The following is a 14,370-nucleotide window of genomic DNA, read 5'->3' as shown; positions in this document are numbered from 1 at the left end:
CGAGTCAAGTCCCACTTCGTCGACGAGCGGTCATCCTGCCGGGACGACCGGTCCACCGACGCCCGTCCAGGTCGCTCCGCGTGACGGTTGACACGGTGTCGTCGGGGCGCCAACGATCGGTCACAGGTCGGTGACGGCCGGCGGCGACGAAAGGACGACGATGTCCGACAGCACTCCTCCCATGCGCGAGCTCCTCGGTGACGACGCCCCCAGCAACTGGGGCAAGTGGGGTCCCGACGACGAGCTGGGTTGCCTGAACTACCTGGACGCGGGCGAGGTCCTGCGGGGCGTGCAGCACGTCCGTTCCGGCGAGGTGTTCACCCTGCAGATCCACATGGGACGCACAGAGGCGCCGGGCGACCCGCTGTGGCCGGGCCGCGAGGGCATCAAGCGCCAGAACGTCATGGACGAGGGCACCTGGGACTCGGCCGACGCACCGCAGTTCCCCGGCGGTCTGCACTACGCCGACGACACCGCCCTCATCTTCCTGCAGGGCTCCACGCAGTACGACGCGCTCGGCCACGTCTGGTACGACGGCAAGCTCTGGAACGGCTACGACGCGCGCTCCACCGTCGACGCGATGGACCGGGCCTCGGTGCTGCCGATCGCGGAGAAGGGCGTCGTCGGGCGGGGCGTGCTCGTCGACATGGCCCGGCACCGCGGCAAGGAGTGGCTGGACAAGGGCGAGACCTTCGACCACACCGACCTCGAGGCGGCCGCGCAGGCACAGGGCGTCACGATCGAGCCGCACGACGTGCTCGTCATCCGCACCGGATGGATGAAGTACTGGTACGAGCTCAACGACCCGGCCACCTTCTACACCGACTTCACCGAGCCCGGGCTCACCTACTCACGCGAGCTCGTGGAGTGGTTCCAGCGCAAGGAGATCCCGAATCTCGTCACCGACACGATCGCCAACGAGGTGACCAGCGAGCCGCACACCGGCGTCGCGCTCCCGCTGCACTGCGCGCTGATGCGCAACCTCGGCGTCGCCCTCACCGAGATCGCCTGGCTCGACGACCTCGCCGAGGCCTGCGCCGCCGACGGACGGTGGAGCTTCCTCTACGCCGCGGCCCCGCTCAAGGTCGTCAACGGCACGGGGGCACCGGTGAACCCGATCGTGATCCGCTGATGTCCTACGCCGACCGCCCCTGGCTGGCCCGCTACGCCGAGGGCCAGCCGCACGACATCACCCCGGACTTCCCGGACGCGCTGTCGATGTTCCGCGCCGCGGTGGCGCGGAACCCCGACGGCGACGCGATCCGCTACTTCGACGGCGCGCTCACCTACCGCGAGCTCGACGAGCTCACCGACGCCTTCGCCGCCGGGCTGCTCGCCGGCGGGTTCACCGCGGGCGAGCGCGTCGCGATGTATCTGCAGAACGTGCCGCAGTTCGTCCTCGGCCTGGTCGGCACCTGGAAGGCCGGCGGCGTCGCGGTGTCGGTCAACCCGATGAACCGGGAGCGGGAGCTGGAGCTGCTGCTGCGCGACTCCGGGTCGTCGGTGCTGGTGTGTCTGGAGTCGCTCTACGACGGCGTCGCGCGGACCGTGCTGGCCGGGCAGCCGGGTGTGCGCACCGTGCTCACCACCTCCGAACGCGAGTTCCAGACCCGTGACGACCCGCGTGCCCTCCCCGGGACCGCGCGGCCGGACCTGTCCGGCGACGACGTCACCGACCTCGGCGCGTTCCTGGGGACGCACCGGGGCAGCACTCCCCCGCCGGTGTCGTTCGCCGCCGGCGACACGGCGTTCCTCACCTACACCTCGGGGACCACCGGGCCGCCCAAGGGCGCGATGAACACCCACGGCAACGTCGTCTTCACCAGCCAGGCCTACGCCACCTGGTGCGGCCTCGGCGACGACGAGGTCGTCCTCGGCATCGCCCCGCTGTTCCACATCACCGGGCTGATCGCGCACGTGACCCTCGCCCAGTACCTGGCCGCGCCGCTGGTGCTGTTCCACCGGTTCGAGCCGTCGCTGGGCGTCGACGTCATCCGGGAGCACCGGCCGACCCTGACCGTCGGGGCGATCACCGTGTTCATCGCGCTGATGAACGCCCCGAACGCCGACCGGGAGGCGCTCGCGTCGCTGCGCACGATCTGCTCGGGCGGGGCGCCGATCCCGCCGTCGACGGTCACCGCGTTCCACGAGGCGTTCGGGCTGTGGATCCACAACATCTACGGGCTGACCGAGACCACCTCGCCGTCGCACGCGACGCCGATCGGCACCCAGGGGCCGGTGGACTCCGCGTCCGGGGCGCTGTCGGTGGGCGTCCCGATCTACGGCACCGTCGTGCGCATCCTCGACGACGACGGCGGGGAGCTCCCGCCCGGCGAGATCGGGGAGATCTGCACGTCCGGGCCGCAGGTCGTCGCGGGCTACTGGGGCAAGCCCGAGGAGACGGCCCACGCGTTCCCCACCGGGGAACTCGCGCAGCCCGAACTCAGAACGGGGGACGTCGGCTACATGGACGCCGACGGCTGGTTCTACATCGTCGACCGCAAGAAGGACCAGATCAACGCGGGTGGCTACAAGGTGTGGCCGCGCGAGGTGGAGGACGTGCTCTACGAGCACCCCGCGGTGCGGGAGGCCGCGGTGGTCGGCGTCGCCGACGAGTACCGGGGCGAGACGGTCAAGGCGTTCGTGTCACTGCGGGCCGGTGCCTCGGCCACCCCGGAGGAGCTGATCGCGTTCACCAGGGAGCGGATGGCGGCCTACAAGTACCCGCGGCAGGTGGAGCTGCTCGACGAGGTGCCCAAGACCGTCACGGGCAAGGTGCTGCGCCGCGAGCTGCGGGCCCGCGAGCAGACCTGACCGGTGGAGACGACGACGGGGCGCCGACCCGGTGGGTCGGCGCCCCGTCGTGCGAGCGGTGCTCAGGTCACTTGAGCGAGACCTTGGCGCCGGCCTCCTCGAGCTTCGTCTTGGCGGCCTCGGCGGCCTCCTTGGCGACACCCTCGAGCAGCGGCTTCGGCGCGGACTCGACGAGGTCCTTCGCCTCCTTCAGGCCCAGGCCCGAGACGACCTCACGGACGACCTTGATGACCTGGATCTTCTTGTCACCGGCGGCCTCGAGGACGACGTCGAACTCGTCCTTCTCCTCCTCGGCGGGGGCGGCACCGGCGGCGGGGGCACCCGCGGCGGCGACGGCGACCGGGGCGGCCGCGGTGACCTCGAAGGTCTCCTCGAACTTCTTCACGAAGTCCGAGAGCTCGAGCAGGGTGAGCTCCTTGAAGGCGTCGAGCAGCTCGTCGGTGGACAGCTTCGCCATGGTGGCGGTCCTTTCTCTACGAAAGACAGATGGGGGTGGTGGTCAGCTCTCGGCGGAGTCGCCGTCGGCCTCGGCCGGGGCGGCGGACTCGCCGGACTCGGCCTTCTTGTCGGCCAGCGCCTGCGCGAGGCGGGCGACCTGCGAGGCCGGGGCGTTGAACAGCCCGGCGGCCTTGGACAGGTTGGCCTTCATCGCGCCGGCCAGCTTGGCCAGCAGGACCTCGCGGGTCTCGAGGTCCGCCAGCTGCTCGACCTCGGCGGTGGACAGGGCGCGCCCGTCCATGTACCCGCCCTTGATCGTCAGACCGGGGTTGTCCTTCGCGAACTGCTTGATCGCCTTCGCGGCCTCGACGGGCTCACCCTTGATGAAGGTGATGGCCGTCGGGCCGGCGAGCAGGTCGTCCAGGCCCTGGACCCCGGCCTCCGCCGCCGCACGCTTGACCAGGGTGTTCTTCGCGACGCGGAAGTTCGCGTCCGAACCCAGGTCCCGGCGCAGCTGGGTCAGCTTGGCGACGCTGAGCCCGCGGTACTCGGTCACGACCGAGGCGTCCGACTCGCGGAAGCGGTTGGTGATCTCCTCGACCGCTGCGACCTTCTCAGGTGCTGCCATCGCTGCCCTCCTCTCGGGGGTCGGTCTCGTGCACGTGGGACGTGCTTGGGGGTGCCACCGACGCAGTTCCCACTCCGACCCCGGAGACGACGAACGCCCCGTGCGCAGCAGCACGGGGCGTCGGAAGTTCGTGGGGCGCTCGCGCGCCCGGTGTCGCCTCGTCCTCCTGCGCGGGCCGTCCGGACGTTCCCGGAACCTTCGTACGCCCTTCGGGAAGGACGCGGACCTGCGGTCTTCGGTGGATCGGGAGTAACTGTAGCTCCTCGCCGTACCCCCGGTTCACCCGGGGGTACGGCGGGGTGGGCCTGCTCAGGCCGGCGTCATCGCGGAGATCTTCCAGCGGCCGTCGACGAACTGGGCGTCGACCCGCAGCCGGGCCGCCGCGGCACCCTCCTGCGGGGCGCCGCCGTCGGCCTGACGGCGGATGACCTGGTTGACGAAGGCGTAGACGGTCGCGCGGTCGCCGTCGATGCTCGCCACGGCGAGCTTCGGGATCGTCGCGGTGACCACGGCCTTCTGCTGCGGGGCGAGGTCCTTCACGCTGCCGAAGATCTTGTCGAACTCCGGCTGGAAGCCCGGGGTGATGACGCCGCGGGCGTCGTCCTCGGCCTGCTGGAGGCGGGCGTAGTCGAAGGAGTAGACCTTCGTGATCGCCTCACCGACCTGCTCGCTGACCTGCGCGGTGGTGCCGACGTCGGTGAGCGCGGTGTTGGACGCCGACCCGGTGAAGGTCGTGCGGTACCACTCGGCGCCGAAGAACGCGGCGGCCGCGACGAGCAGCACCGTGACGGCGAGCAGCAGGCCGGTCGCGCGCCGGGTCGTCGGGGCGGCCAGCAACGACCGACGCGGGGCGCCGTCGGCGTCGGCCGGGTCGGCGTCGGCGTCGGTGCCGGGGGCGTCGGTCCCGGGGGCGTCGGTGCGCCCGGCGTCGCCGGAGCGGACCGGTGCGGCGGACGGGACCGCGTCACCGGAGCGCTCGTCGAGGGCGACACCGCCGGTGCCGGTCTCCTCCTCGTCGGGCTCGTCGGCGCGGGTGCGCGGGCGGCCCGCGACCTGGGGCCTACGGATGCCGCCCGCAGGGCGGCGGCGGGGGGTGGACATGCGGTGACCTCCTGGGGTGGTCGACCTGGGAGCGGGGCGGTGCGGGGCACCGCCGGGGGCCGGGGGTCGGGCCGGAGGGTCAGCCCGTACCCGGGGTGACCAGCGGCTCCAGTGCGTCGACCTTCCAGCCGTCGTCGGTGCGGACCATGCCGAGCTCGATGCGCTGGCGGGTCACGGCGGGCTGACCGCCCTCGGGCGTGACGGTCACGTCGACACCGGCGAGCACCCGGGCGGTCCCGGCGCGCGGGTCGACCTCGGTCACCGCGGCGTCGGTGACGGTCGCGGCGGTGGTGCGCTTCTGGTCGGTGACGAGCTTGGCGTAGGCGTCGCGGTTGGACACGAACTCGTCGCGGACCGACCCGGACGAGGACTGGATCCACAGGTCCAGGCCCTTCTGGGCGTCCCTGTGGTCCAGGGTGTTCAGGTTGATCACGGCCTGGCGGGCGTCACGGAGCGCCTCGTCTCGGGCCTGGGCGACCTGGGTGGCGTCGCTGTTCAGCGCGAACAGCCACAGGCCGCCCAGCACGAGCGCGAGCACCGCCGCGACGACGGCGGCCACGGGCAGGGCCCTGGCGAGCGGTCCGGGCGGGGCCTGGCCGCCGTCCGGACCGGTGGCAGGCTCCACGGGCGCGGCACCGTCGGGAGTGTCGGCCGTCGGGTCGGCCTTCGTGTCGGCGTCGGAGCCGGCAACGTCGGTGTTCATCGGGGAGCGTTCCTCCTCCCGGCTGCGGGGGCACAGCCGCTCGGCGACCGCACCGGGCGGCCGTGGGCCGGCCGTGGGGGTCCGCGCCGTCCGGCGGACGGCGGTCCCCCGCGGTCGTCGTGCCGGCCGGGCCCGGGTGTGGCCCGGCCGTCGTGCCGGTCACGCCCCGGACGGGGCGCGACCGTCGTGCTCAACCGCCCAGGATCTGGGCGAAGCTCGTCACCAGGCCCGGCGTCGCGACCCGCTCGACACGGTCGTCGCCGAGCGACCCGGCGTTCGGCCGCGGGGCCGGTCCGTCGGCGGTGTCGCCGCCGTGGTGACCGTCACCGTGGCCGCCGAACCCCGAGTTGCCGGAGTAGTCCGGCACCTCGAGCGGCTGGGGCCTCGGCACATTCTGCATTCCGCGCACGTTGGTGGGGCTTCCGGGGGGCTCGGTGCAGCGGGCGTCCTCGTTCACCGGTCGCTCGGAGACGTCGAGGCCACCGCGGTTGGGCGTGCCCTCGTAGCCCCGGGTGCAGACCGGCGGGTCGGCGATGTTGACGACCAGGCCGAGGTGCGCGGTCCCGTCGCCGGGCACGACCTTCGGCGCGACGGCCACCAGGCCGGGGTAGGTCACGAGCAGCTGGCGCAGACCCGCCTGGCGCGGGGCCAGCAGCTCGGTCACCGTCCGCAGGTTCGCGATCGACTCGCCGAGCCCGGGGCCGCTCTCCCGCAGCAGGCCGCTGACCTGGTCGCCCAGGCGGGGGCCGTCGTCGATGATCCGGCGCAGGTCCGGGTCGGACTGCTTGAGCTGCTCGGTGACCTCGCGCAGGCCGCGGCTGAACTCCTGGAACTGCGGGGCCACCTCGTTCTGCGTGGTGAGCACCGGGCGGGCGTCGCGGATCAGCGCGGTCGTCTGCGGCAGCGCGTCGGTGGCGGCCCGGGTGAACTCCCCGGTGGTGTCGAGCAGCTGCTGCAGCGGCTGCGCGGTGCCCTCGAAGCCCTGGCCGAGCTCACGGACGACCGTCTGCAGCGAGTCCTTCGGCACCGTCGACACGAGCTGGTCCAGCTCGGTCAGGAAGGTGTTGATCTGGACCGGGGTCCGGGTGCGGTCCTGCGGGATGACCGAGCCGGAGGCGAGCGCCTCGCCGCCGTCGGCCACCGGCTGGAGGTCGACGTACTGCTCACCGATCGGCGAGAGGTTCCCGACGACGGCCCGGGCGTCGGCCGGGATGGCCGGCGCGGAGTTCTCGATGTCGAGCTGGACGTCGACGCCGCGGGCGGTCAGCGACAGCGGCCCGACCCGGCCGACACTCACGCCGCGGTAGGTGACGTCGGCGCCGCTGAAGATCCCGCCGGAGTCGGCGAGCTCCACCGTGACCGGGTACGTCGTCGCCCCGAAGACGCGGTCGAGACCGGCGTAGCGGAAGCCCGCGTAGCCGACCGCCACGATGGTGACGAGCACCAGCGCGGTCAGCTGCCAGCGGACGGTCTTGGTGATCACGATCCGCCTCCGAAGAGTCCGCCGAGCAGGCCGCCGCCACCGGAGCCCTGCTCCGGCGTCGGGCTCGGTGCCGGGGTCGCCGACGGTGCCGGGGTGGCCGGCGCGGTGCCCGAGGCGGGCGGCGCCGGCGCGGTGGTGGGCTGCTCGGTCCCGAGCAGCGGCAGCGCGGGCGCACCGGGGACCGCCGGGTCCGGCTGCCGCGGGGTGGCGCCGAGCAGCGGCGTCAGCAGCTGCGCGGTGGGCGGCAGCTGGGCCAGCTGCGTCGGGTCGAGCGGCAGCCCGAGCTGGTTGGAGTTCAGGATGTTGCGCAGGACCGAACCGAGGTCCAGGTCCAGGTCCACGTACAGGTTGGCGTAGTCACCGGCGACGGCGTCGGTGGCCGCATCGGTGAACGGGATCGACAGCAGCAGCTGCAGCGAGTCCGGCAGGTTCTGGCCGGAGTCGGCCAGGTTCCGCAGCACCGGGCGCAGCGCCTCCAGGTCGGCCAGCAGGTCGTCGCGGGACCGGTTGACCACGTTGGTGGCGACGCCGGACAGCCGGTCGAGGGCCTGCAGCATGCCGACGAGCTGGGTGCGCTGGGACTCGAGCTCACGCAGGCCGGGGCTGATGTTCTGCAGGGCGTTCTCGATCTGCGGGCGACGCTCGGCGAGGGTGGCCGAGAGCCGGTTGAGGCCGTCGAGGGCGCGGTTGATGTCGTCCTTGGAGCTGTCGAGCGAGCCGACGAGCCGGTCCAGGTTGTCCAGCAGACCGCGGATCTGCGGCTCGCGACCGGACAGTGCGTTGTTCAGCTCGGTGGAGATGGTCCGGATCTGGGCCACGCCGCCGCCGTTGAGCAGCAGCGACAGGGCCCCGAGGACCTCCTCGACCTCGGCCGCGCGCCCGCTGGCCTGCAGTCCGATCCTCCCGCTCCGGGCGAGGTCGCCCTCGGCGGGGACGGTCGGCTGGGACAGCTCGACGAACTTCTCACCGAGCAGCGAGGTCGTGCGGACCCGCGCGGTGGCGTTGGCCGGGAGCGTGACGTCGCGGTTCACCGCGACGGTGACCAGCGCGTTCCACGACCCCGGCTCGACGGCGACGGTCTCGACCGCGCCGACCGGCACGTCACCGACGCGCACGATCGACTGCGGGACGAGGTCGACGACGTCGGCGAACTCGATCTGCACCGAGTACGGGTCGTCGCCCAGGTTCGCGCCACCGGGCAGCGGGATGCCCCGGAGGCCGCCGTCCACCGCGCCGCAGCCGCCCGCGAACAGGGCCACGGCGGTCAGCAGCGCCGACACCCGGCCGACACGGCCGCTGGAGCCGATCACGATCCACCTCCGAACAGGCCGAACAGTCCGCCGCCCCCGCGCTCCTCGGTCTCGGGGACCGGGGTGGGAGTGGCCTGCGGGGCCGTCGTCGTCGACGGCGCCGGGGTGGCCGGGGCGCCGGTGGCGCCCGGTGCGGGCTGCCCACCGGGGGCGGGAGCCTGCGGGTCGGCCGGGGCGCGCAGCTGCGAGCCCGGGTCGGTCAGCGACAGCGGCGAGCCCGGCATCAGCTGGGGCACCGCCGGGTTGACCCCGGAGCCGCCGGCCTGGAGCTGCTCGAGCACCTGCTGCGGGGTCGGCAGCGGCACCGCGCCGTCGAGGATCGGGGCCAGGCCGTCGCAGAGCGCGGCGGTGGGCTGGTCCAGGCCACCCGGGATCGCACCCGCGCCGCGGCGGAGGATCTCGCAGATCGCGACCGGCAGCGGGTAGGCCAGCTCGTTGATGTTGGCCCGGGTGTCGAGGGTCTCCGACGAGCCGTTGTAGATGTTGGTGAGGTTGCCCAGCGCGGCCGGGGCCACGTCGGCGATCTCGGACAGCGCCCGCTGGTGGTCGACGACCTCCTGCGAGACGCTCGCGAGCTTGTCCACGTTCGACCGCAGCGTCGAACGGTTGTCCTGCACGAAGTCGGCGACCTCGCCGAGCGCGAAGGACAGCTGGTTCAGCGCGCCACCGAGCTCGCCACGCTGGCTCGCGAGGAAGCCGGTCACGTCGGCCAGCTTCCCGTTGAGCTCGCGGATGCCGGGGTCGTTCTCGCGCAGCGTCCCGACGAACTTCTGCAGCTCGGTGATGGTGCCGAACAGGTCGCCGCTGGACCCGTTCAGCGTCGCCGAGAGCCCACCGAGGTTGCGGATGGTGTCGTTGAGTGCGCGCCCGTTGCCGTCGAGGTTCTGTGCGGTGACGTCCAGGACGTCGTTGAGCGCGCCGTCCTTGTTCGCTCCCTGCGGGCCCAGCGCCCGGGAGAGCTCGGTCGCGGTCCGGGTGAGGTCGTCGACACCGAGCGGGAACGCGGTGCGCTCCAGCGGGATCGGCTCGCCGTTCCACTCCGGGCCGCCGGTCCACACCGGGGTCAGCTGCACGTAGCGGCCGGTGACCAGGCTCGGCGAGACGACGGCGGCCTTGACGTCGGCGGGCAGGCGCACCTCGTCGTCGGTGATGGTCATGTCGACCCGCACCCGGTCCCCCTCGGGCGTGATCCGGTCGATCTTGCCGACCGGGACGCCGAGCACCCGCACGTCGTTGTCCTGGAACAGCGCGGCGGAGCTGGTGAAGTAGGCGGTGACCGGACGGCCGCCGCCGGAGGTGATCAGCCAGATCGCGCTCGCCACCAGGACGGCGACGACGGCGATCAGGGCACCGAACTGGATCTGGCGCCGGTCGTTGGCCCAGGACCCCATCAGCAGTCACCCCCGAGCGGCACGACCGGCGGCAGCAGGCCGCACAGGTAGTTGTCGAGCCAACGGCCGTTGCCGAGGACGTTGCCGAACACGCGGACGAACACCGCTTCCTTGTCGAGGATCTCGCCGAGGTTGTCGCGGTTCTCCTCGAGTACCGCCAGCACGCGGTCGAGGGTCTCCAGGGCCGGGCGCAGCTGCGCCTGGTTGTCGGCGACGAGTCCGCGCAGCTGGATCGACAGGCGCTGCACGCCGTCGAGCAGGTTCGCGATCGCGTCCTTGCGCCGCTGCAGCTCACCGAGCAGCAGGTTGCCGTCGTTCACCAGCTTCACGACGTCGCCGCGGCGGTCGGCCAGCGTGGTCGACAGCTGCCGGGTGTTGGCGAGCAGCTTCTTCAGCTCGGCGTCCCGGCTGGAGATCGTGTTCGACAGGCGGGACAGCCCATCGAGGGCCCCGCGGATCTCCGGCGGGGTGTCGCGGAAGGTGTCCGAGAGCGTGGTCAGGCTCGACGCGAGCTGCGTGGTGTCGAGCTGGTCGATCGTGCCGGAGAGGCCGTTGAAGGCGTCGACGACGTCGAACGGGGACTTGGTCCGGTCCCGGCCGATCGGCTGGTCGGGGTCCTGCTCGGCGTCGCCGCGCGGGTCGAGGGCGAGGAACTTCGACCCCAGCAGCGTGGCGATCTCGATCGACGCCGTGGTCCGGTTGCCGACCCAGGCGTCCTCGACGGTGAACTCGACCTTCACGTGGTCGCCGTCGAGGGAGACGTCCTGCACCCGGCCCGCCTCGACCCCGGCCACGGTGACGCGGTCGTTGGCCTGCAGGCCCGCCGCCTCGGGGAACTCCGCGGTGTAGCGGGTGGCCCCGGAGAAGATCGCCTCGTAGTTGAACGCGGCCAGTGTCAGCGCCGCGATCAGCACGAGTCCGATCACCGCCGTCAGGACGGGGCGCTTCTGCCCTGCCTGTGCCATCAGTTGCCTCCCGGCTGCAGCGCTGCGGTCGGGTCGCTGCTCGAGTCGACCGGGCCACGGCCGGCCGCCTGGTCCAGCAGGCCGCCGACCGACTCGGTGGTCGGCTCACGCATCAACGGGTTGTCCTCGGCGCGGTTGTCCGCGGGGTCGCCGGGCTGCGAACCGTCGGTCGGGACGGTGTTGCCGGCCCCGATCCCGGACGGGTCCGGGCCGCAGCGCCGCTCGGGGTTGCTGATCGGGCCGATGCCCAGGTCCTCCAGCGAGGTCGGCTGCAGGATCGGCGAGATGCCGATCTGGCCGTCGAGGCCGCAGAGGTAGAAGTTGAACCAGCTGCCGTACGAGCCGACGCGGGCGATCCGGTTCAGCTTGAACGGCGTGTACTGCAGGAACCGCTCGATCGCGGGGCGGCCCTGGTCGAGCTGGGTCGCGAGGTCGCCGAGGTTGCGGATGTCGTCGCGCAGCGGCGGGCGGGCGTCCTCCAGGAACGACCCCGTGACCTGGGTCAGCTCGCCGATGGACTGGATCGCGTTGCCGATGGGCTCGCGGTCCTGGGCCAGCCCGGACACCAGCGCCTGCAGCGAGCTGATCAGCTCGTTGAGGCCCTCGTCGTTGCGGTTGACGGTGTCGAGGGTCAGGTTCAGGTTGTCGATGACCTGGCCGATGACCTGGTCGCGGTCGGCGATCGAGTTGGTCAGCGACGACGTCGAGGCCAGCAGGCTCTGCACCGTGCCGCCCTCGCCCTGCAGGACCTGGACGATCTCCATCGACAGCTTGTTGATCTGGTCCGGGTCCAGGCCCTGGAACAGCGGCTGGAAGCCGTTGAACAGCACGGTCAGGTTGACCGCGGGGCGGGTCCGGTCGATCGGGATCTGACCGCCGGCGGGGAGGTCCTCCCCGGTCGGGCCCGCGCCCTGGTCCAGCGCCATGTACCGCTGGCCGATGAGGTTCTTGTACTTCAGGGTCGCGCCGACCGTCGACGGCAGCGGGTTCGACGAGTCGACGTCGAACGCCACCTCGGCGACCCGCTGGTCGACGATGCGGACGTCCTTGATCGATCCGACGACGACGCCGGCGATGCGGACGTCGTCGCCGGCCAGCAGACCGGTCGCGTCGCTGAACCGGGCGGTGTACTCGGTGACCTGACCGCCCCGGGCGTTCGCGATGGTCAGGCCGAGCAGCGTCGTGCCCAGCGCCGTGACCAGCGCGAAGACCAGGAACTTGACCAGCGCCGAGATCGGGAGCCTGCTCACGTCAGCGTCACCTCCGTGCCGCGCAGGAGCGGGCCGACCATCGTGCTGCTCCAGGCCGGCACGGCCTGCGGGGAGCCGCCCTGCTGGGCGGCCAGCAGCTGCGCGACGACGTCCTGCTCACCGGCGGAGTTCGCGACGCCCATGTCGACCGAGCCGCTCTGGTGCGTCCCGTCGTAGGACGACGGCTGGATGCCCGCCTGACCGAGCGCGGTGGTCAGCGGGGGGAGCACGCCCGCGCCGTTCTCCGCGCTCTGGTCCTGGATGAGACCGAAGCTGTCGGTGCCGTCGTAGGTGCCGAAGGTGTCGACCCCGAAGTCCTCGGGGTTGCCCATCGGCTGCCCGGCCGGGGCCGGGCCCGGGACGGAGCCGTCCCGGAACGGGCCGTCCGGCGGGTACTGGGTGCCGGTCGGGACCGGGATCGGGTAGCAGCGCGGACCGCGGTCGTCGCCGTACTCGGGCTCGTCCTGGTTCGGCAGGTACTTGCCCTTGCTCGCCACGATCTCGAGGGTGATGTTGACGCCCACCCGGTCGGTGCCCGGCCGGAACGCGTCGTTGATCTTCGGGATCAGCTCGACGAGCTGGCGGGTCAGGCAGGGGAACTCCGGCGAGTACCGGGCCAGGGTCTCCAGCGTCGGCCGGCTCGCGGCGGAGAGCCCGATGATGTTCTCGCCGTTCGCGTCGAGGAAGGCCCGCAGGTCGTCCGAGGCACCGGTGATGGAGCGGTAGAGGTTCCGCAGACCCTCGCGCTTCTCGACGACGGTGCGGCTGGTGACCGTGAGGTTGTCGAGCGCGTCGAGCAGGTCGGGCGCGGCCTGGTTCAGGTTGTCGGAGAAGGTCGCCAGCTGGCGGATGTCCTCCTGCAGGTCCGGCACGGCCGGGTTCAGGCCCTCGACCAGCGTGTTCAGCTGGGTCAGGGTCTCCCCGAGCTGGTTGCCCCGGCCCTGCAGGGCCTGGGAGAGCGAGCCGAGCGTGGTCGCCAGGTCCTGCGGACGGACGGTCTGCAGCAGCGGCAGCAGCTCGTCGAGCACCCGCTCGACCTCCAGCGCGGCCTGGCTGCGGTCCTCGGGGATGACGTCGCCCGCGGCCAGCCGGGCCGTCGACGGCGCGGCCGGCGGGACCAGCGACACGAACTTCTCGCCGAACAGCGTCTTGGGCAGCAGCTGGGCGGTGACGTTCTCCGGGATCTGGTCGAGGAACTGCGGGTCCATCGACATCTCGATGCTGGTGTCCGTGCCGTTCGAGACGACCTGGTCGACCTGCCCGACGATCAGGCCGTTGACCTTGACGTCGGAGCGCTCCTGCATCTGGGTGCCGACCCGGGCGACGTTCAGGGTCACCGGGACACCGGAGGAGAAGGCGCCGACGTACTGGGCGACGGCCAGCCCGAGCAGGACGACGATGACCGTGACGAAGGCCAGGCCCTGCAGCACTCGCTTCGGGGACCTCATCCGGCCACCCGCACCGAGGTCGAGGTGCCGAACATGACCAGCGTCAGGAAGAAGTCCAGGATGGCGGTGCTCACGATCGACAGCCGCACCGCGCGACCGACCGCGACGCCGACGCCGGCGGGGCCGCCCTTGGCGGAGTAGCCGTAGTGGCAGTGGATCAGGATGATCACCGTCGCGAACACGATCACTTTGAGATAGGACAGCAGTACGTCACTGACCGGCAGGAACAGGTCGAAGTAGTGGTCGTAGGTGCCGCCCGGCAGGCCGTTGATCAGCGTGACGTTGATCCGCGAGGCGGCGTAGCTGGCGAGCAGGCCGAGCGTGTAGATCGGGATGATCGCGACGATGCCCGCGACCACCCGGGTGGTGACCAGGTAGGGCACCGAGGGCACGGCCATGACCTCGAGGGCGTCGATCTCCTCGGAGATCCGCATCGCGCCGAGCTGGGCGGTGAACCCCGCGCCGAGGGTCGCGGTCAGCGCCGAGGCGGCGACCAGGGGGGCGATCGAGCGGGTGTTGAAGTAGGCGGTGATGAAGCCGGTCAGCGCCTCGACGCCCAGGGCGTCCAGGGCCCGGAAGCCCTGCAGGCCGACCAGCGAGCCGACGAACAGCGACAGCGACGCCATCACGCCGACGGTGCCGAGGATGACGATCAGCGCGCCGGAGCCGAAGGAGACCTCGGCGAGCAGCCGGGCGACCTCCTTCTTGTACCGGGTCAGCGTCTTCGGGATCCAGAGGATCGACCGGACGTAGAGCGACAGCTGGTCGCCGAGCTCCTCGAGCTGGTTCAGCGGCGCCTGGGCGGCCCGTCGGGCCCGCGTTCCGAGTGGGGTGGCCAT

At 72.1% G+C, this 14,370-nt stretch carries 12 protein-coding genes and 1 pseudogene; 2 read left to right on the top strand and 11 right to left on the bottom strand.

Translation table 11 applies throughout. The features are described 5' to 3' along the window. Window positions 1–181: 181 nt before the first annotated feature. A complete protein-coding gene (locus NH602_RS00790; RefSeq protein ID WP_253066728.1) occupies window positions 182–1,132 on the top strand; it encodes a cyclase family protein in 951 nt (316 codons plus the stop codon). Beyond that, window positions 1,132–2,814: an AMP-binding protein gene (locus NH602_RS00785; RefSeq protein ID WP_253066727.1), complete on the top strand. Its 1,683-nt coding sequence runs from the start codon at window positions 1,132–1,134 to the stop codon at window positions 2,812–2,814. The genes NH602_RS00790 and NH602_RS00785 overlap by 1 nt, the downstream gene beginning before the upstream one ends. Before the next feature lie 67 nt (window positions 2,815–2,881). Here the strand turns inward: NH602_RS00785 and rplL are convergent, their stop codons facing one another. The 11 genes and pseudogenes from rplL to NH602_RS00730 form a co-directional block, all read right to left on the bottom strand. Then, window positions 2,882–3,271, bottom strand: a complete 390-nt coding sequence (rplL, locus tag NH602_RS00780; RefSeq protein WP_062397856.1) for a 50S ribosomal protein L7/L12 — start codon at window positions 3,269–3,271, stop codon at window positions 2,882–2,884. 42 nt (window positions 3,272–3,313) lie between these two features. Continuing rightward, a complete protein-coding gene (gene rplJ, locus NH602_RS00775) occupies window positions 3,314–3,880 on the bottom strand; it encodes a 50S ribosomal protein L10 (protein WP_020622230.1) in 567 nt (188 codons plus the stop codon). Window positions 3,881–4,189: 309 nt separating this feature from the next. Then, the gene (locus tag NH602_RS00770; RefSeq protein WP_179761809.1) at window positions 4,190–4,981 is read right to left on the bottom strand and encodes a nuclear transport factor 2 family protein; all 792 of its coding nucleotides are present in this window, start codon (window positions 4,979–4,981) and stop codon (window positions 4,190–4,192) included. A 79-nt stretch (window positions 4,982–5,060) separates the two neighbouring features. Further along, window positions 5,061–5,684: a hypothetical protein gene (locus NH602_RS00765; protein WP_253066726.1), complete on the bottom strand. Its 624-nt coding sequence runs from the start codon at window positions 5,682–5,684 to the stop codon at window positions 5,061–5,063. Between the two features lie 190 nt (window positions 5,685–5,874). After that, window positions 5,875–7,167 carry an MCE family protein gene (locus tag NH602_RS00760; RefSeq protein ID WP_253066725.1) on the bottom strand — a complete coding sequence of 431 codons (1,293 nt, stop codon included), beginning with the start codon at window positions 7,165–7,167 and terminating at the stop codon, window positions 5,875–5,877. Beyond that, window positions 7,164–8,477 (bottom strand): MCE family protein, encoded by a 1,314-nt coding sequence (locus NH602_RS00755; RefSeq protein WP_179761806.1) that lies wholly within the window; start codon window positions 8,475–8,477, stop codon window positions 7,164–7,166. Before NH602_RS00755 ends, NH602_RS00760 begins: the two co-directional genes overlap by 4 nt. Further along, window positions 8,474–9,868, bottom strand: coding sequence for an MCE family protein (locus NH602_RS00750; protein ID WP_179761805.1), 1,395 nt, complete (start codon window positions 9,866–9,868; stop codon window positions 8,474–8,476). Before NH602_RS00750 ends, NH602_RS00755 begins: the two co-directional genes overlap by 4 nt. After that, on the bottom strand, window positions 9,868–10,833 hold the full coding sequence (locus NH602_RS00745; protein WP_179761804.1) for an MCE family protein: 966 nt from the start codon (window positions 10,831–10,833) through the stop codon (window positions 9,868–9,870). The genes NH602_RS00750 and NH602_RS00745 overlap by 1 nt, the downstream gene beginning before the upstream one ends. A 230-nt stretch (window positions 10,834–11,063) precedes the next feature. Beyond that, window positions 11,064–12,083, bottom strand: a pseudogene (locus tag NH602_RS00740) (MCE family protein); the annotation flags it as partial. Continuing rightward, a complete protein-coding gene (locus NH602_RS00735; RefSeq protein WP_253066724.1) occupies window positions 12,080–13,531 on the bottom strand; it encodes an MCE family protein in 1,452 nt (483 codons plus the stop codon). The pseudogene NH602_RS00740 and the gene NH602_RS00735, both read right to left, overlap by 4 nt. Continuing rightward, window positions 13,528–14,370, bottom strand: coding sequence for an ABC transporter permease (locus NH602_RS00730; protein WP_161152754.1), 843 nt, complete (start codon window positions 14,368–14,370; stop codon window positions 13,528–13,530). Before NH602_RS00730 ends, NH602_RS00735 begins: the two co-directional genes overlap by 4 nt.

Origin of the sequence: Pseudonocardia sp. McavD-2-B, assembly GCF_024124365.1 — a bacterium.
GTDB lineage: Bacteria > Actinomycetota > Actinomycetes > Mycobacteriales > Pseudonocardiaceae > Pseudonocardia > Pseudonocardia alni.
This window is presented reverse-complemented; position numbering and strand designations above follow the sequence as displayed.

Coding starts and splice junctions, on each gene's coding strand:
- NH602_RS00790 (WP_253066728.1), top strand. CDS start 182: ATGCGCGAGCTCCTCGGTGACGACGCCCCCAGCAACTGGGGCAAGTGG.
- NH602_RS00785 (WP_253066727.1), top strand. CDS start 1,132: ATGTCCTACGCCGACCGCCCCTGGCTGGCCCGCTACGCCGAGGGCCAG.
- rplL (WP_062397856.1), bottom strand. CDS start 3,271: ATGGCGAAGCTGTCCACCGACGAGCTGCTCGACGCCTTCAAGGAGCTC.
- rplJ (WP_020622230.1), bottom strand. CDS start 3,880: ATGGCAGCACCTGAGAAGGTCGCAGCGGTCGAGGAGATCACCAACCGC.
- NH602_RS00770 (WP_179761809.1), bottom strand. CDS start 4,981: ATGTCCACCCCCCGCCGCCGCCCTGCGGGCGGCATCCGTAGGCCCCAG.
- NH602_RS00765 (WP_253066726.1), bottom strand. CDS start 5,684: ATGAACACCGACGTTGCCGGCTCCGACGCCGACACGAAGGCCGACCCG.
- NH602_RS00750 (WP_179761805.1), bottom strand. CDS start 9,868: ATGGGGTCCTGGGCCAACGACCGGCGCCAGATCCAGTTCGGTGCCCTG.
- NH602_RS00745 (WP_179761804.1), bottom strand. CDS start 10,833: ATGGCACAGGCAGGGCAGAAGCGCCCCGTCCTGACGGCGGTGATCGGA.
- NH602_RS00735 (WP_253066724.1), bottom strand. CDS start 13,531: ATGAGGTCCCCGAAGCGAGTGCTGCAGGGCCTGGCCTTCGTCACGGTC.
- NH602_RS00730 (WP_161152754.1), bottom strand. CDS start 14,370: ATGGCCACCCCACTCGGAACGCGGGCCCGACGGGCCGCCCAGGCGCCG.